The following is a 16,287-nucleotide window of genomic DNA, read 5'->3' as shown; positions in this document are numbered from 1 at the left end:
GTCGGCCGGTACGCCGCTTACTTCTTGTAGTTTGCTGCGCCGTCGGTGATTTCCTTGTGCGCGGCTTCGATGCCGGCCCAGCCTTCGACCTTCACCCACTTGCCCTTCTCGAGCACCTTGTATTGCTCGAAGAAGTGCTTGATCTGGTCCTTCAGGTACTCGGGCACGTCGTCGATCGACTTCAGGTTGGCCGTCATCGGGCAGACCTTGTCGTGCGGCACCGCGACCAGCTTCGCGTCGACGCCCGACTCGTCGGTCATCTGCAGCATGCCGAGCACGCGCGAACGCACGATCGAGCCGGCCAGCAGCGGGAACGGCGTGATCACCAGCACGTCGACCGGATCGCCGTCGCCCGACAGCGTCTGCGGGATGTAGCCGTAGTTCACCGGATAGCGCATGCCCGTGCCGATGAAGCGGTCGACGACGAGGAGGCCCAGTTCCTTGTCCGCCTCGTACTTCACCGGATCGCTTTGCGCGGGAATCTCGATGATCACGTTGAAATCTTGCGGCAGGTCCTTGCCGGCCGGAACATGATTGAAGCTCATGAGCACTCTCTGTAGGTCGATGGGAATTCGGGACAGGGCGCCGCGGCCGATGCATCGCCGCAGGCGTCCCGCAAAGGAATGCGCCATTATAGCCAATCGACCGGTGGCGTCCGGATGACGATCGGCCGATAATCGTTCCGGATGCCCGGCCGTCGAACCACTGGCCGCGTTGCATGGAATCGGCGTCGGCGCTGATGCGCCGTCACCGGTCGACCGCGAAGCACGGGACCTGAGTCAGTGCTGAAGTGCTAACTCGGGTCGATCGCGAAGCATGGGGCCTGAGTCGGTGCTGAAGCGCCAACTCGGGTCGACCGCGAAGCATGGGGCCTGAGTCGGTGCTAAAGCGCCAACTCGGGTCGACCGCGAAGCATGAGACCTGAGTCGGTGCTAAAGCGCCAACTCGGGTCGACCGCAAAGCATGGGACCCGAGTAAGCGCAAAAGCACCAACTCGGGTCGACCGCGAAGCATGGGACCCGAGTAAGCGCAAAAGCACCAACTCGGATCGACCGCGAAGCATGGGACCCGAGTAAGCGCTAAAGCGCTAACTCGGGTCGACAGGAGCTGGCATGGAAGAGGCGAAGCACTTCATCGCGGGCGAATGGACGTTGCCCGCGCAACTGGAAACCATCGCGGTCGTCGATCCATCCGACGGCCAGCCATTCGCGTCGATCGCCCGCGGCACGGCGCCCGACATCGAGCGTGCGGTCGCCGCAGCCCGCGACGCATTCGCGGGCCCGTGGGGCGCCGCCAGCGCCGCCGAGCGCGGCCGCGTGCTGATGCGACTGTCGGCGCGCGTGGCCAATTCCCTCGAGGAACTCGCCGCGATCGAGGCGCGCGACACCGGCAAGCCGCTGAAGCAGGCCCGCGCCGACGCAGCCGCGCTCGCGCGCTACTTCGAGTTCTACGCGGGCGCCGCCGACAAGCTGCACGGCGAAACCCTCCCCTATCAAGCCGGCTACACGGTGCTGACGGTGCGCGAGCCGCACGGCGTCACGGGCCACATCGTGCCGTGGAACTACCCGATGCAGATCTTCGGGCGCAGCGTCGGCGCTGCGCTCGCAGCCGGCAACGCATGCGTCGTCAAGCCGGCCGAGGATGCATGCCTGTCGTTGCTGCGCGTCGCCGAGCTGGCCGCCGAGGCCGGGCTGCCGGCCGGCGCGCTCAACATCGTCACCGGCTACGGCCATGAAGCGGGGGCCGCGCTCGCACGCCATCCTGGCATCGACCACATCTCGTTCACGGGTTCGCCGGCCACCGGCAAGCTGGTCACGCAGATGGCGGCCGAAAACCACGTGCCCGTCACGCTCGAACTCGGCGGCAAGTCGCCGCAGATCGTGTTCGCCGATGCCGATCTCGAAGCGGCGCTGCCCGTGCTCGTATCGGCGATCGTGCAGAACGGCGGGCAGACCTGCTCGGCCGGCAGCCGCGTGCTGATCGAGCGCGCAGTGTACGAGCCGCTTATCGAGCGGCTCGCCACCGCATTCAACGGGCTGCGCGTCGGCCCGAGCCGCGCCGACCTCGACTGCGGCCCGCTGATCAACGCGAAGCAGCAGCAGCGCGTGTGGGATTTCCTGTCCGACGCGCAGCACGACGGCATCCCGATGGCCGCGCACGGGCAGGTCGTCGCCGACGCACCCGAAAGCGGCTTCTACCAGGCGCCCGCGCTGTTGCGCGACGTGCCGCCGTCGCACCGGCTCGCGCAGGAGGAAGTGTTCGGCCCCGTGCTCGCCGCGATGCGTTTCGTCGACGAAGACGAAGCCGTCGCGCTCGCGAACGGCACGCCATACGGCCTCGTCGCAGGCATCTGGACACGCGACGGCGCGCGCCAGATGCGTCTTGCGCGGCGCCTGCGGGCAGGCCAGGTGTTCATCAACAACTATGGCGCGGGCGGCGGCGTCGAGCTGCCGTTCGGCGGCGTCGGCCACTCGGGGCATGGCCGCGAGAAAGGCTTCGAGGCACTGTACGGCTTCACCGCGCTGAAAACGATCGCGATCCGGCACGGCTGAACACGCGGAAAACGACAAGCGGCACGCGGCCGGCAGCGCCCGGCCGCGTGCCGAAGCACGACGACACTCATATCCAGCACAGGAGACACACCATGCGGTTGAGCGGCAAGACGGCAATCGTCACGGGCGGCGGCTCGGGGTTCGGCGAAGGCATCGCGAAGACGTATGCACGCGAAGGCGCGAACGTCGTCGTCAACGACCTGAACGGCGCGGCAGCCGAGCGCGTCGCGAGCGAGATCGCACTCGCGGGCGGCAAGGCGATCGCGGTGGCTGGCGACGTATCGAAAGAGGACGACTGGCATGCGTTGCTGCAGGCCGCGCTCGACGATTTCCACGCGGTGCAGATCGTCGTGAACAACGCGGGCACCACACACCGCAACAAGCCCGTGCTCGACGTGACGGAAGCCGAGTTCGATCGCGTGTACGCGGTCAACATGAAGAGCCTGTTCTGGTGCGTACAGACCTTCGTGCCGTACTTCCGCGCACAGGGCGGCGGCGTGTTCGTGAACGTCGCGTCGACGGCCGGCGTGCGGCCGCGCCCGGGCCTCGTCTGGTACAACAGCACGAAGGGCGCGATGATCACCGCGAGCAAGTCGCTCGCGGCCGAGCTCGGTGCCGACCGCATCCGCGTGAACTGCATCAACCCCGTGCTCGGCGAGACGGCGTTGATGACCGAATTCATGGGCTGCGAGGATACCCCCGAGAACCGCCGCCGCTTCCTCGCGACGATCCCGCTCGGCCGCTTCTCGACGCCGCAGGACATCGCGAACGCGGCGCTTTACCTCGCATCCGACGAGGCCGAGTTCATCACGGGCGTTTGCCTCGAAGTCGACGGCGGGCGCTGCATCTAGCCGCACCTGTCGCGCCGGAATACCCCCAACCGGCACGACACCCACGCATTGCTTCGCACGAAACCGGGCCTGGCGCCGATACGCCGGCCCCGGCCAATAATAAGGACCGCGGTGCATGGGATCCAAGTAACCGCTAAAGCGCCAACTTCGATCGACAGGAGACAACATGGCAATATCGACGCAGTCGCTGCCGGGCTCGTCCGGCGCATTCGAGGAAGCAACCTATCGCAAGGTGTCGTGGCGGCTCGTGCCGCTCCTGCTGCTGTGCTACGTGGTCGCGTATCTCGACCGCGTGAACGTCGGGTTCGCGAAGCTGCAGATGGCGAGCGACCTGAACCTCAGCGACACCGTGTACGGGCTCGGCGCCGGGATCTTCTTCTTCGGCTATTTCCTGTTCGAAGTGCCGAGCAACATCATCCTGCACAAGGTCGGCGCGCGCGTGTGGATCGCGCGCATCATGGCGACGTGGGGCGTGATCTCGATCCTGACGATGTTCGTCACGACGCCCACGATGTTCTACGTGATGCGCTTCCTGCTCGGCGTCGCCGAGGCGGGCTTCTTCCCCGGTGTGATCCTCTACCTCACCTACTGGTATCCCGCGCACCGGCGCGGCCGGATGACGACGTTCTTCATGACGGCCGTCGCACTGTCCGGCGTGATCGGCGGGCCGCTTTCGGGCTTCATCCTGAAGGCGTTCGACGGCATGAGCGGCTGGCACGGCTGGCAATGGCTGTTCCTGCTCGAGGGTATCCCGTCGGTGCTGGTCGGCGTGGTCGTGTTCCTCAAGCTCGACGAGCGGATCGCGAAGGCGAACTGGCTGACCGACGAAGAAAAGGCGCTGCTCACGCGCAACGTCGATGCTGAAGAGGCGACCAAGGAAGACCTGCCGCTCGGCGCCGTGATGTCGAGCCCGCGCGTGTGGCTGATGGCGCTGATCTACTTCTCGTTCGTGATGGGGCTCTACGGCGTCGGCTTCTGGCTGCCGACGATCATCAAGGCCACCGGCGTGACCGACACGTTCATGATCGGCCTGCTGTCGGCGATTCCGTATGCAGCGGCGGTGGTCGCGATGATCCTGATCGCACGCAGCGCAGACAAGCACCGCGAACGCCGCTGGCACGTCGCGATTCCGGCCGCGATCGGCGCGCTCGGGCTCGTGCTGTCGGTGATCTGGGCGCACCAGACCGCGCTCGCGATGCTCGGCCTCACGCTCGCGACGATCGGCATCCTGACGACGCTGCCGCTGTTCTGGAGCCTGCCGACCGCGTTCCTCGGCGGCACGGCGGCCGCGGCCGGCATCGCGATGATCAACTCGATCGGCAACCTCGCCGGCTTCCTGAGCCCGTACATGATGGGCTGGCTCAAGCAGGCAACGGGCGCCAACGATTCGGGCATGTACATGCTCGCCGGGTTCCTCGTGCTCGGCGGGCTGCTGGCGCTGTCGGTGCCGAAGCGGCTGGTCGACAAGTGACGCGGGGCGCACGGGCGCCCTCCGGTTGATGACCCGTACCTGAAACGCCCCGCTGGCCGGAATGAACTGCACCCCAAAAGTTGGATTTTGATCCGACCTTTGGGGTGCAGTTCAATTCGGGGCTTTTTTGCGCGGGTTGCGCGAGCCGCCTGCAGCAGGCAGCCACGCCGCCCGCCTCAGACCACGGTAATCGCGAGCGCGCTTTCGCGGTAATGCTTCGCGGCCTTGTCGGTTTCACCGAGATGCTCGAACAGACGCGCGAGCGCGCGATGCGCACGCACCTTCAGCGCCTCGTTGTCGGCAAGCTTCAGTGCCGATTCGAGGAACGACTGCGCCTTGCCCCACAGTTGCTGCTGCTGGCACAGGCGGCCGAGCGCGAACAGCAGGTCGGCATCCTCCGGGTGATCCTTCTTCCACCCTTCCGCCTTCTGGATCAGCGGCAGCGCATCGGCGCCGGCCGTGTCCGGATAACGGCGCAGCAGGCGGGCATCCCAGTTGTGCGCGAGCGCGTCCTCGACGATGCGGCGCGCTTCGTTGCGGCGCTCGAGCGGCACGAGCAGATCGGCCGCGAGATCGGCGAGACGCGGCGACTGGCGCTCGACCGGCGACAGCGACTGCCACACTTCGAGCAACGCGTCCGGGTCGTGCCGGCGTTCGCGCAACAGGTTTTCCGCGGCCTGCTGGCGCAGCCGCACGGCCGCGGCCGGATGCAGCGCCTCGCGCTTCTCGAGCGCCTTCGCGAGCTTCAGCACCTCGGCCCAGTTCTTCAGCTGCTGCTGCGCGCGCAGCGCGACCTGCTGCGCATGGATGCGCTTGCCGCCCGCCTGCAGGTCGGCCAGCGCGGCGAGCGCGCCGTCGGCATCGCGCGCGTCCGCGCGCATGTCGGCCGCGGCAAGCAGCCGTGCGTCCTGCCACTCGGGCGCGTCAACCTTCGACAGCCAGTCGTCGCGACGCGTGTACTCGTGCATCCGGTGCGCGGCGGTGGCCGCGACGAGACTCGCCGCGCCCTGGTTCGCATCGACCGACAGCGCTTCACGCGCGGCCTTCTCCGCGCGCGAGAAGCGGCCTGCGTACAGGTTCGCGATCGCGTCGCGCAGCGATGCCTGCGCCTTCTCGTTGCGCGAACGCGCCCGATACGCGGCGACCCGCTGCGGCATGCGCCAGATGTTGCGCACGATACGCAGCAGCGCATACACGACGATGAACAGCACGACGATGGCGATCACGAACAGGTTCAGCGACACGTCGATCCGGTAAGGCGGATAGACGAGCAGCACCTGCCCCGCGTCGAAACGGCCGACAGTGGCGAGCGCTGCGGCGATCGCGAACAGGACCGCGAGCCAGACGATTCCTCGAAGCGTCATCGTTACCCCCGGCTCTTGAACTGCTGAACGGCGTTCAGGCTGGTATTCAGGTTCGGCACCGCAACCGTCAGCGATGCGCCGTCAACCTGCTTGAGCAGATCCTCGACGGTCTGCGTGTCCTTCGATGCCTGGTCGAAATACTTCCCGAGCGACGCCTGCGCGGCGTGCAGGTCGGCCTTCATCGCGCTGTCGTTGCGTGCGAGCAGCGACAGGCGCGCGGTCAGCAGGCGCAGCTTCACGTTCTCGCGCACGAAGTAGCCCTGGTCGGGCGACGCGAGCATCGCGTCCGCGTTGTCGATCCGGCGCACCTGCACGAGCCCCTTCAGTTGCTGGCCGAGGCCCGCCGAGAAGTCGTGCCACCACACCTTCCAGCGCGGCTCGCCGGCCACGGCCACGGCCGACGACGCAGCGTCGACCGGCGCTGCCTTCGGCGCTTCGTGCGGGACGATCGCCTCGCCGGACAACGGCAGCGCGTCGATCTTCGCGATTGCGTCGTCGAGCTTGATCGCGAGACCCGTGAGGTCGGCCGCCGGTGCGGCCTTCAGCTTCTCGATGTCCAGCGCGAGCGCCTTGCGCACCGTGACGGCCTGCGCGCTCTGCGACGTCGCGAGGCGTGCGTCGGCGTTCTGCAGTGCGATCAGCGCGAGTTGCGTGTTGCCGGTCAGCTGAAGCTGCTGGCTCGCGCTCGACAGCATCTGGTCGACTTCCTCGAGCATCCACGCATCGCGGTTGCGCGACAGGTCCTGGTATTGCTGCTGCAGCGCCTGCTGCGCGCTCTGTGCGTCGGCAAGCTTGCCGTCGAGTTGCGCGAGCTGCGTGTCGACCTGATGCGCGCTCGCGAGCGCCTGCTCGGTCTTCGTGCGCGTCTCGGCCGTCTGCGCGTCGAGCGCCTTCTGGCGCGCGACGAACGTACCGTCGAGTCGGTCGATCTTGCGGTTCAGCGCGTAGCCGCCGACGCCCGCCGCGCAGCCGAGCACGACGACGACGAACCACAGCACCGCGCTGCCGCCGCGGCGCGCAGGCGGTTCGGACGCCATATAGGCAGGACGGGACGGCGGTGCGGATGCAGCGGCCGGCTGGGAAGCGACGCTTTTGGAATCGTTGGTATCTGTCATGCGTTTAGTCACCGGTGCGGCTGTCGCCGGTTGGACGGCCTCGTCGGCCATCGTTCGAAACGCGCGGACGATGCGCTCATCGCCCGCGCCGGTCAGCGTAATCCTATCAAAACCCAATGCACGCGCGGTCTGCTCGATCCGCGGATGCGGCGTCACGAGCGGCGCATGCTTCAGCGCGTCGATCTCGGCATCGTTCAGGTGCGACCGCGCGAGCTCATGCAGGTTGCGCACGCCTTCCGAGCTCGTGACGAGCCACGCATGCGGTTCGCCGTGGAGCAGCGCATGCACGCGCTCCCACGCGCCGACGCGCGGCTCGGGCACGACGCGCCGATACGCGGCGACGAGCGTGACGTCCGCACCGGCCTCGCGCAGCCGCTCGGCGAGCCATTCGCGCCCGCCGTCGCCGCGCACGATCAGCACGCGCTTGCCCGCCAGCGCCTGCGCGCCACCGAACGCGGCCTCGATGCACGCGAACAGGCTTTCCGAATCGTAATGGGGTACGCCGCCGTCGGCCGGCGCCTGCGGTGCGATCACGCGATGCGCGGGCGCCGCGATGCCGTGCCGCTCGAGCGCCGCGACGCTGCCGGGCCCGACCACGCCGACCGGCAGCGCGTTCGGCCAGATCGCGCCGTACTGCGCGAGCGCGCGGTCGATCGCGTTCGGCGACACGAAAATCACCAGCGCGTAGTCGGCGAGCGCGGCGAACGCCGCGTCGAGCGGCCCCGGATCGTCGACCGGCGCAATGTCGATCAACGGAAATTCGAGCACATCGCAGCCGGCCTCGGCCAGTTGCGATGCGAGCGCGCCGGACTGGCCGTCGGGGCGCGTCAGGACAGCGGTGAACGCGCGCGCGCCGCCCGCCATCAGGCGTCGCCCTTGCCGGCGGCCGGCGAGCCCGCGAGCAGCGCCCGGACGATGTCGAGCGCACCTTGCGCCTCGAGCTCGTCGGACACGGCGCGGCCGAGCGCGAGCGCATCGGCGACGGTCATGACGGCCCCGCACTCCTCGGCCGTCAGCACGCGCTTGCCGTCGGTCGTCGACACGCGGCCCGTCAGGTACAGTTCGCCCGCGCGCCACACCGCGTGCGCGGCGAGCGGCACCTCGCAGCTGCCGCCGAGCGCACGCGACACCATCCGCTCGGCCTCGACCGCGAGCGCGGTCTGCAGGTCGTGCAGCGGCGCGAGCCACGCGGCGACGTCGCTGCGGTGCGATGCGATCTCGATGCCGAGCGCGCCCTGGCCCGCGGCGGGCGGGCTCGCGTCGACGTCGAGCAGCGCGCGGATCCGCGCTTCGAGGCCGAGGCGCTTCAGGCCGGCGGCCGCGAGGATGATCGCCGCGTAGTCGCCGCGATCGAGCTTCGACAGGCGCGTGTCGAGGTTGCCGCGCAGCGGCAGCACGTCCAGGTGCGGGTAGCGCGAGCGCAGCATCGCCTCGCGGCGCAGGCTCGACGTGCCGACCACGGCGCCGGCCGGCAGCGCGTCGAGCGACGCGTAGTCGTTCGACACGAACGCATCGCGCGGATCTTCGCGCTCCATGATCGCGGCAAGCGAGAAGCCGTCGGGCAGTGCCATCGGCACGTCTTTCAGCGAATGCACGGCGAGATCGGCGCGGCCGTCGGCCAGCGCGGCCTCCAGTTCCTTCACGAACAGGCCCTTGCCGCCGACCTTCGACAGCGTACGATCGAGAATCTGGTCGCCGCGCGTCGTCATCCCGAGGATTTTCACGTCACAAGCTGGATATAATTTGCGCAGCGCATCACGCACATGTTCGGCTTGCCACATCGCCAGGCGGCTTTCGCGCGAAGCAATCGTCAACGTTGCGGGCGACTGTGCCTGTTGCGGCCCGGCCGCAGGGGTCTCGGAATTCATTGCTGGAACATCGAAGGACGGGATTGAAGATAGAACAATGGTAGCACGCACGCCCCTGCCCGCCCGGGCCCGGAGCCTGCGCCCGGCCTGCCGCCGAGCGGGTCGCGGCGCCGATGTGCGGATGTGCCGCACGTAGCTGGTTGCTTGACCGCAGTTTCGCAGTTTCCGCAGTTCCTTTTGACTCGAGCTTTCCCAAGGAAACCCATCGTGAAGTCTTCCGGATCGGCGCGTACGGCGCGCCGCAATGCTGCCCTGTCCTCCTCCGACGCCTCGACGGACACCGTCGCCACCGCCGCGAACGGCCGTGCGAAAACGGCAACGAAACCGAAAGACCCGATACGTCAGACAAAACGCCCGACGAAAGCCGCCGGCCCGGCCGCCCGCACCGCGGCCCGCACGGCCGGTGCGACGAAGTCCGGCACGCGCACCCGCGAAGACAAGGACGGCCCGCTGTTCGACGACATCCGCTTCCTCGGCCGCCTGCTCGGCGACGTCGTGCGCGAGCAGGAAGGCGACACAGTGTTCGACGTCGTCGAGACGATTCGCCAGACCGCGGTCAAATTCCGCCGCGAGGACGACAGCGAAGCCGCGCAGACGCTCGAGAAGAAGCTGCGCAAGCTGACGCCGGAGCAGACGGTGAGCGTCGTGCGCGCGTTCAGCTATTTCTCGCATCTCGCGAACATCGCGGAAGACCGCCACCACAACCGCCGCCGCCGCATCCACGCGCTGGCCGGCTCGGCATCGCAGCCCGGCACGGTCGCGTACGCGCTCGAACAGCTGAAGACGACCGGCAACGCGTCGAAGCGCCTGCTGCAGCGCTTCTTCGACGATGCGCTGATCGTGCCGGTGCTGACCGCGCACCCGACCGAAGTGCAGCGCAAGAGCATCCTCGACGCGCAGCACGACATCGCGCGCCTGCTCGCCGAGCGCGACCAGGAACTGACGAGCCGCGAGCGCCAGTACAACGAATCGATGCTGCGCGCGCGCGTGACCGCGCTGTGGCAGACCCGCATGCTGCGCGACTCGCGCCTGACGGTCGGCGACGAAATCGAGAACGCGCTGTCGTACTACCGTGCGACGTTCCTCGACGAACTGCCCGCGCTGTACGGCGACATCGAGGCCGCGCTCGCCGAGCACGGCCTGTCCGCGCGCGTGCCGGCGTTCTTCCAGATGGGCAGCTGGATCGGCGGCGACCGCGACGGCAACCCGAACGTCACGGCCCCGACGCTCGACGAGGCGATCAACCGCCAGGCCGCGGTGATCCTCGAGCACTATCTGGAACAGGTGCACAAGCTCGGCGCCGAACTGTCGGTGTCGAACCTGCTCGTCGGCGCGAACGACGCCGTGAAGGCGCTCGCGGCAGCCTCCCCCGACCAGTCGCCGCACCGCGTCGACGAACCGTATCGCCGCGCGCTGATCGGCATCTACACGCGCCTCGCCGCCAGCGCGCGCGTGCGTCTCGGCGAAGGCACGGTGCCCGTGCGCAGTGCGGGCCGCGGTGCGCCGCCCGTGCGCGCGATCCCGTATGCGGATTCCGAAGCGTTCGTCGCCGACCTGAAGGTGCTGACCGCGTCGCTCGACGAACACCACGGCACGTCGCTCGCCGCGCCGCGCCTCGCGCCGCTCGTGCGCGCGGCCGAAGTGTTCGGCTTCCATCTCGCGAGCATCGACCTGCGCCAGAGCTCCGACATCCACGAAGCCGTGGTCGCCGAACTGTTCGCACGCGCGGGCGTCGAGGCCGACTATGCGGCGCTTGCCGAGGAAGACAAGCTGCGCGTGCTGCTCGCCGCGCTTGCCGATCCGCGCCCGCTGCGCTCGCCGTACTTCGAATATTCGGCGCTCGCGCAGAGCGAGCTCGGCGTATTCGAGAAGGCGCGCGAAGTCCGCGCGCAATTCGGCGCACGCGCGGTACGCAACTACATCATTTCGCATACGGAAACCGTCAGCGACCTCGTCGAAGTGCTGCTGCTGCAGAAGGAGACGGGCCTGCTCGAAGGCGCGCTCGGCGTACCGGGCGGCGATGCGAAGAACAGCCTGATGGTGATCCCGCTGTTCGAGACGATTCCCGACCTGCGCGACGCCGCGCGCATCATGCGCGAATACTTCGCACTGCCGGGCATCGACGCGCTGATCGCGCACCAGGGCGCCGAGCAGGAAGTGATGCTCGGCTATTCGGACAGCAACAAGGACGGCGGCTTCCTTACGTCGAACTGGGAGCTGTATCGCGCGGAGCTCGCGCTCGTCGACCTGTTCCGCGACCGCAAGATCACGCTGCGCCTGTTCCACGGCCGCGGCGGCACGGTCGGCCGCGGCGGCGGCCCGACCTACCAGGCGATCCTGTCGCAGCCGCCGGGCACCGTGAACGGCCAGATCCGCCTGACCGAACAGGGCGAGGTGATCGCGAGCAAGTTCGCGAACCCGGAGATCGGCCGCCGCAACCTCGAGACGGTCGTCGCCGCGACGCTCGAGGCGACGCTCCTGCCGCAGAACAACGCGCCCGCACAGCTGCCGGCGTTCGAGGCCGCGATGCAGACGCTGTCGGATTCGGCGATGGCCGCGTACCGCGCGCTCGTCTATGAAACCCCGGGCTTCACCGACTATTTCTTCTCGTCGACGCCGATCACCGAGATCGCCGAGCTGAACATCGGCAGCCGCCCGGCTTCGCGCAAGCTGCAGGATCCGAAGCAGCGCAAGATCGAGGACCTGCGCGCGATTCCGTGGGGCTTCTCGTGGGGCCAATGCCGGCTGCTGCTGACGGGCTGGTACGGTTTCGGCAGCGCAGTGAGTGCGTATCTCGACGGTGCGCAGGACGACGCCGAGCGCACGAAGCGCGTCGCGCTGCTGAAGAAGATGAACAAGACCTGGCCGTTCTTCGCGAACCTGCTGTCGAACATGGACATGGTGCTCGCGAAGACCGATCTTGCAGTTGCGTCGCGCTACGCGCAGCTCGTTTCCGATCGCAAGCTGCGCAAGCATGTGTTCGAGCGGATCGTCGCGGAATGGGAGCGCACGTCGCAGGCGCTGGCGGAAATCACGGGGCACGAAGGCCGCCTCGCGACCAACCCGCTGCTCGCGCGCTCGATCAAGAACCGCTTCCCGTATCTCGACCCGCTGAACCACCTGCAGGTCGAGCTGATCAAGCGCCACCGCGCGGGCGACACGAACGCGCGGCTGCGTCGCGGGATTCACCTGACGATCAACGGGATCGCGGCCGGCCTGCGCAACACGGGCTGATCCGCATGCGGCGCGGGTTCGTTCCGCGCCGGCCGGCATCGTGAAAGCCGCGATACGCCACCGTACCCACGGTGCGTATCGCGGCTTTTTTTCATGCGTCGGCGAAACAGCAGCACACCTCGCGCTCAGTGCGCGTCGATCAGCAGTGCGTCGTGTTCGAACGAACCGTCGGGCTGCACCGCGTAGTAGCCGCGCACCTCGTCCGGCGCATGCGCCCACAGCGCGCGAATGCCGGTGACGCTGTCGGCCGGCGTGCGGATGCGCGCGACCCACGTATCGAAATCGATCGGCAGGCGCCAGCGGCTGTGCACGTGCGCGTCGAAGCCGGCTTCGCGGAACATCGCGAGCCATTCGTCCGCGCGGTAGTCGCGCACATGCGACGCGTCGCGCAGCACTTCCGCGGCCTGCAGGTACGTATCGAGGAGCGGATGGTCGTTGCCGGCGATGTCGATCATCAGCACGCGGCCGCCCGGCTTCAGCACGCGGCGCACCTCGGCGAGCGCCGCGCGCATGTCGTGCCAGTGGTGCGCGCTCATCCGGCTCACGACCCAGTCGAACGTCGCCGTCTCGAACGGCAGTTGTTCGGCCGGGCCCTGCTGCGTACGGATGTTCGCGAGCCCACGCTCGCGCGCGGCGGCGTCGACGGTCGCGAGCATCTGCGCGGCGAGATCGTAGGCGACCACCTCGCGCACGTGCGGCGCGACCGCGAAGCTCGCATGGCCGGCGCCGCAGCCGAGATCGAGCACCGCGGCCTCGGGCGTCGCGCGCACCGCGTCGGCAAGCGTCTGCAGATCGGCGCCCGTCGCGTGGACCGTGCTCGTCAGATAGGCGGCGGCCGTCGTGCCGAATGCGTCGGCGACCTGGTCGTGGTGTTTCATCGTTCGCTCCTTTGTACCGTTGCCGGTGCGACAAGCACCTCGGCGCCTGCTCCGGCCCCATGCAACGCGTTTTGTGGGACGCTCGCTGCCCTGCCAGCGCGCGAGCCGCTACAATAGGCCTGCGTTTGTACCAGTACAAGTTAAGCAGTTATTCTGGTATTCGATACACCTGTCTGATCGTTGCCGCGTCCCCGCTTCCATTTCGCCGTTTCCGCATGAACCACCCGTCCTCTGCCCCCGTCCCGCCGCTCGACGCCACGCCTGCCCGTGCGCTCGGCGAATTCATCCGTGCCCACCGCGAGCGGCTGTCGCCGCAGGCCGTCGGCCTGCCGCCCGGCCCGCGCCGCCGCACGCCGGGGCTGCGGCGCGAGGAAGTCGCGCAGTTGTGCGGCGTCAGCCCGACCTGGTACACGTGGATCGAACAGGGCCGCCCCGTATCCGCATCCGCCGATGCGCTCGCGCGGATCGCCGTCGCGCTGCAGCTGTCGAAGGCCGAGCGCGCGTACCTGTTCGAGCTGGCCGCGCAACGCGACCCGGCCGAACCCGACGTCGCGGGCGGCGACCTGCCGCCGACGCTCGCCGCAACCGTCGCGGCGATCGCGACACCCGCGTACGTGCTCGACCGGCAATGGAACGCCCTCGCATGGAATGCGCCGGCCGCCGCGCTCTTTTCCGGCTGGCTCGACGGCGAGCACGACCGCAACCTGCTGCGCTTCACGTTCATGTCGCCGGCCGCGCGCACGCTGATCGTCGACTGGGAAACCCGCGCACGGCGGCTCGCGGCCGAATTCCGCGCCGATTCGATCCGTCACCTGACCGACGCGCCCACGCGGGCGCTGATCGACGCGCTGACCACCGGCAGCGACGCGTTCGCGCAGTACTGGGCATCGCAGGACGTGTTCGAACGCGAAGGCGGGCTGCGCGAATTCGACCATCCGGCCGACGGCCGCCTCGTGTACCAGCAGATCACGCTGAAGCCCGCGCACCGCGAGGACCTGAAGCTGGTGGTGCTGGTGCGCGACTGACGCGGCTCAGAAGCTGATCGTCGCGGTGATCGTGTCGCTGTAGCTGCCGGGTGCGGGCGTGGTCTGCGCGGGCACCTGGCCGTAGACGGTCAACGCCTGCGTGACCCCGCTGCCGGTGCCGGTCGCCATCGTCGTGCCGCCGGTGCCGTCGCCCCAGATCGTCGACATCCCCGAATTCAGGTAAAGCTGGTAGCCGACCGAGCCGCCGCCGCCCGAACGCAGCATCGTGCGCGCGGTGACGTTGCCGCTCGCGCCGCCGTTCAGCGCGATCTCGAACGCGTCGCCGTTCGTGCACTGCGCATTGATGGTGCCGGTCGCGGTAAGCGCACTCGCAAGCACGCCGACCGGCGCGAACGCGATGTTCGTCGCGGTGATGTTGCAATCGTTGACGACGGTCGCCGTCGCGCTGAAAGCGAACGTGCCGTTCGTCGCGAGTGACGCGCACGTCGGCGCGCCGAGCAGGTAGAACCCGTAGTTGAGCGACGTCTGGCTGCCGCCGAAGTTCTGGGCATAAACGGTGCTCGCGTCGCCGACGGTCGGCACGGTCGGCTGGTTCGCGGCGATCTTGCCGTAGATTGTCACGGTCGTGTTCGCGGTCGTGCCGGTGAGCGGCTTCGACAGGCTGACCGAAATCGGCGTCGTGCCCGAATAGGTCGAGCCCCAGCTCTGCGTGTAGCCGGAATCCAGATACAGGTCGTACTGCATCTGGTTGCTGCCGTTGGTCAGGTACCGGGGACTCGTGCCGCCGAGATTCAGGCACACGGTCACGTTCGGCACCAGCGAGACCGTGGACCACGTACAGGTGACCGTCATCGTCGATGTCGTCGTGACCGCCGCCAGCGCGACCGGGCTCACCGAGCCGAAATTCGGCGCGGGCGCCGTCACGCTGCAGGTCTCGGCATGTGCGCCCGTCCAGGGCGCCGCAAGCCACACGACGGTCAGCAACGCGATTATCCAGCGTTTCATTTTTCGACTCGCCCCGATTATTCAATCAACAAATTCAATTACCATTCAATAATTCGAATCAATAACCATTCAGCCCATCCATTTTCCAATTCGATCGGCCATTCATCCGGATCTTTTGCGACGCACCAGCCCGGACGGACGACCCTCGAGACCGTACCCCGCTGAGCCGCCCCACGCAATCCCTTCGCCGCCAATCGGCCATTTTCGATTACGGCCTTAATTGCCGAAATAATGTTTTCTTGCACCGCGTCGATCACAACCATCGGGGCGACGTTGCATGCCGATAATACGTGCGCTAATCTTGCAAAAAAGGGATTCGAATGTTTTTTTGAAAATGGATCGCGATGCGGCGCACAATTGCCCGCGCGATCCTGTCGCCAAGGCCAGGCGACTTCCAGCGCACAATCAGAACCGCAGGAGCGCTCCGCGATGAACGTGTCACTCCGCCGGCTTCGGTCGGCCGCCGTTGCCGTCGGTCTCTCCGCCATGCCGGCCCTGCATCCGGTCGGCGCGGCCGTCTATTCGAACGGCACGGCGACGGCGACCTTAACCGTCACGCTGACGATCCAGGCAAACTGCACGATCGCCGCCAACCCGCTTGCCTTCGGCTCGACCGGCGTCCTCGCCTCCGCGCTCAACCAGCAGACGACGCTCAGCGTCACCTGCTCGAACACCACCCCGTACAACGTCGGCCTCGACGCAGGCTCCGTGTCCGGCTCGACCGTCGCGAGCCGGCTGCTGGCCGGCACCGCAACCGGCAATACCGGCACCACCGTCGGCTTCCAGCTCTACCAGGACGCCGGACATACGACGGTATGGGGCAACACGCAGGGCACCAATACGGTCGGCGGCACCGGCTCCGGCGCCGCGCAGAGCATCAACGTGTACGGTCAGGTCGCCGCCCAGGCGACGCCGCAGCCGGACACCTACCAGTCGACCGTTACTGCCACCGTCTACTTCTGA

13 protein-coding genes are annotated in these 16,287 nt (G+C 68.0%); 6 read left to right on the top strand and 7 right to left on the bottom strand.

Translation table 11 applies throughout. The features are described from left to right. Window positions 1-17 precede the first annotated feature (17 nt). Window positions 18-545: an inorganic diphosphatase gene (gene ppa, locus LGN19_RS20600; RefSeq protein ID WP_226216852.1), complete on the bottom strand. Its 528-nt coding sequence runs from the start codon at window positions 543-545 to the stop codon at window positions 18-20. A 567-nt stretch (window positions 546-1,112) separates the two neighbouring features. On the opposite strand from ppa, the gene LGN19_RS20595 reads away from it, so the two are divergent. The 3 genes from LGN19_RS20595 (at window position 1,113) to LGN19_RS20585 (ending at window position 4,874) form a co-directional block, all read left to right on the top strand. Beyond that, window positions 1,113-2,552 carry an aldehyde dehydrogenase family protein gene (locus LGN19_RS20595; RefSeq protein WP_174955393.1) on the top strand — a complete coding sequence of 480 codons (1,440 nt, stop codon included), beginning with the start codon at window positions 1,113-1,115 and terminating at the stop codon, window positions 2,550-2,552. A 92-nt stretch (window positions 2,553-2,644) separates the two neighbouring features. Further along, window positions 2,645-3,403: an SDR family oxidoreductase gene (locus LGN19_RS20590; RefSeq protein WP_122946007.1), complete on the top strand. Its 759-nt coding sequence runs from the start codon at window positions 2,645-2,647 to the stop codon at window positions 3,401-3,403. Window positions 3,404-3,569: 166 nt separating this feature from the next. Then, on the top strand, window positions 3,570-4,874 hold the full coding sequence (locus LGN19_RS20585) for an MFS transporter (protein ID WP_122946008.1): 1,305 nt from the start codon (window positions 3,570-3,572) through the stop codon (window positions 4,872-4,874). 176 nt (window positions 4,875-5,050) lie between these two features. Here LGN19_RS20585 and LGN19_RS20580 read toward each other — a convergent pair whose 3' ends face one another. Genes LGN19_RS20580 through hemC form a run of 3 tightly spaced genes read right to left on the bottom strand, consistent with a single transcriptional unit; the run spans window position 5,051 to window position 9,221 of the window. After that, a complete protein-coding gene (locus tag LGN19_RS20580) occupies window positions 5,051-6,238 on the bottom strand; it encodes a heme biosynthesis protein HemY (protein ID WP_011352869.1) in 1,188 nt (395 codons plus the stop codon). Window positions 6,239-6,240: 2 nt separating this feature from the next. Further along, window positions 6,241-8,217, bottom strand: coding sequence for a fused uroporphyrinogen-III synthase HemD/membrane protein HemX (gene hemDX / locus LGN19_RS20575; protein ID WP_226216851.1), 1,977 nt, complete (start codon window positions 8,215-8,217; stop codon window positions 6,241-6,243). Beyond that, window positions 8,217-9,221: a hydroxymethylbilane synthase gene (hemC, locus tag LGN19_RS20570; protein WP_226216849.1), complete on the bottom strand. Its 1,005-nt coding sequence runs from the start codon at window positions 9,219-9,221 to the stop codon at window positions 8,217-8,219. Before hemC ends, hemDX begins: the two co-directional genes overlap by 1 nt. A gap of 207 nt (window positions 9,222-9,428) precedes the next feature. On the opposite strand from hemC, the gene ppc reads away from it, so the two are divergent. Further along, window positions 9,429-12,455 carry a phosphoenolpyruvate carboxylase gene (gene ppc / locus LGN19_RS20565; RefSeq protein ID WP_226216848.1) on the top strand — a complete coding sequence of 1,009 codons (3,027 nt, stop codon included), beginning with the start codon at window positions 9,429-9,431 and terminating at the stop codon, window positions 12,453-12,455. A 125-nt stretch (window positions 12,456-12,580) separates the two neighbouring features. Here ppc and LGN19_RS20560 read toward each other — a convergent pair whose 3' ends face one another. Next, window positions 12,581-13,333, bottom strand: a complete 753-nt coding sequence (locus tag LGN19_RS20560; protein WP_226216846.1) for a class I SAM-dependent methyltransferase — start codon at window positions 13,331-13,333, stop codon at window positions 12,581-12,583. 215 nt (window positions 13,334-13,548) lie between these two features. Between LGN19_RS20560 and LGN19_RS20555 the strand changes: the two genes are divergently transcribed. Then, on the top strand, window positions 13,549-14,358 hold the full coding sequence (locus tag LGN19_RS20555; RefSeq protein ID WP_226216844.1) for a helix-turn-helix transcriptional regulator: 810 nt from the start codon (window positions 13,549-13,551) through the stop codon (window positions 14,356-14,358). Between the two features lie 6 nt (window positions 14,359-14,364). Here the strand turns inward: LGN19_RS20555 and LGN19_RS20550 are convergent, their stop codons facing one another. Both LGN19_RS20550 and LGN19_RS20545 read right to left on the bottom strand, forming a co-directional pair. Then, window positions 14,365-15,324, bottom strand: a complete 960-nt coding sequence (locus LGN19_RS20550; protein WP_226216842.1) for a spore coat protein U domain-containing protein — start codon at window positions 15,322-15,324, stop codon at window positions 14,365-14,367. Window positions 15,325-15,362: 38 nt separating this feature from the next. Next, on the bottom strand, window positions 15,363-15,587 hold the full coding sequence (locus tag LGN19_RS20545; RefSeq protein WP_175223053.1) for a hypothetical protein: 225 nt from the start codon (window positions 15,585-15,587) through the stop codon (window positions 15,363-15,365). 166 nt (window positions 15,588-15,753) lie between these two features. Between LGN19_RS20545 and LGN19_RS20540 the strand changes: the two genes are divergently transcribed. Continuing rightward, window positions 15,754-16,287, top strand: a complete 534-nt coding sequence (locus LGN19_RS20540; RefSeq protein WP_413227223.1) for a spore coat U domain-containing protein — start codon at window positions 15,754-15,756, stop codon at window positions 16,285-16,287.

The organism is Burkholderia sp. AU30198 (assembly GCF_020419825.1).
GTDB lineage: Bacteria > Pseudomonadota > Gammaproteobacteria > Burkholderiales > Burkholderiaceae > Burkholderia.
This window is presented reverse-complemented; position numbering and strand designations above follow the sequence as displayed.

What these genes read in the sequence shown, in the direction of transcription:
- ppa (WP_226216852.1), bottom strand. Translation starts at nt 545, where the DNA reads ATGAGCTTCAATCATGTTCCGGCCGGCAAGGACCTGCCGCAAGATTTC.
- LGN19_RS20595 (WP_174955393.1), top strand. Translation starts at nt 1,113, where the DNA reads ATGGAAGAGGCGAAGCACTTCATCGCGGGCGAATGGACGTTGCCCGCG.
- LGN19_RS20590 (WP_122946007.1), top strand. Translation starts at nt 2,645, where the DNA reads ATGCGGTTGAGCGGCAAGACGGCAATCGTCACGGGCGGCGGCTCGGGG.
- LGN19_RS20585 (WP_122946008.1), top strand. Translation starts at nt 3,570, where the DNA reads ATGGCAATATCGACGCAGTCGCTGCCGGGCTCGTCCGGCGCATTCGAG.
- LGN19_RS20580 (WP_011352869.1), bottom strand. Translation starts at nt 6,238, where the DNA reads ATGACGCTTCGAGGAATCGTCTGGCTCGCGGTCCTGTTCGCGATCGCC.
- hemDX (WP_226216851.1), bottom strand. Translation starts at nt 8,217, where the DNA reads ATGGCGGGCGGCGCGCGCGCGTTCACCGCTGTCCTGACGCGCCCCGAC.
- hemC (WP_226216849.1), bottom strand. Translation starts at nt 9,221, where the DNA reads ATGAATTCCGAGACCCCTGCGGCCGGGCCGCAACAGGCACAGTCGCCC.
- LGN19_RS20560 (WP_226216846.1), bottom strand. Translation starts at nt 13,333, where the DNA reads ATGAAACACCACGACCAGGTCGCCGACGCATTCGGCACGACGGCCGCC.
- LGN19_RS20555 (WP_226216844.1), top strand. Translation starts at nt 13,549, where the DNA reads ATGAACCACCCGTCCTCTGCCCCCGTCCCGCCGCTCGACGCCACGCCT.
- LGN19_RS20550 (WP_226216842.1), bottom strand. Translation starts at nt 15,324, where the DNA reads ATGAAACGCTGGATAATCGCGTTGCTGACCGTCGTGTGGCTTGCGGCG.
- LGN19_RS20545 (WP_175223053.1), bottom strand. Translation starts at nt 15,587, where the DNA reads ATGGTTGTGATCGACGCGGTGCAAGAAAACATTATTTCGGCAATTAAG.
- LGN19_RS20540 (WP_413227223.1), top strand. Translation starts at nt 15,754, where the DNA reads ATGAACGTGTCACTCCGCCGGCTTCGGTCGGCCGCCGTTGCCGTCGGT.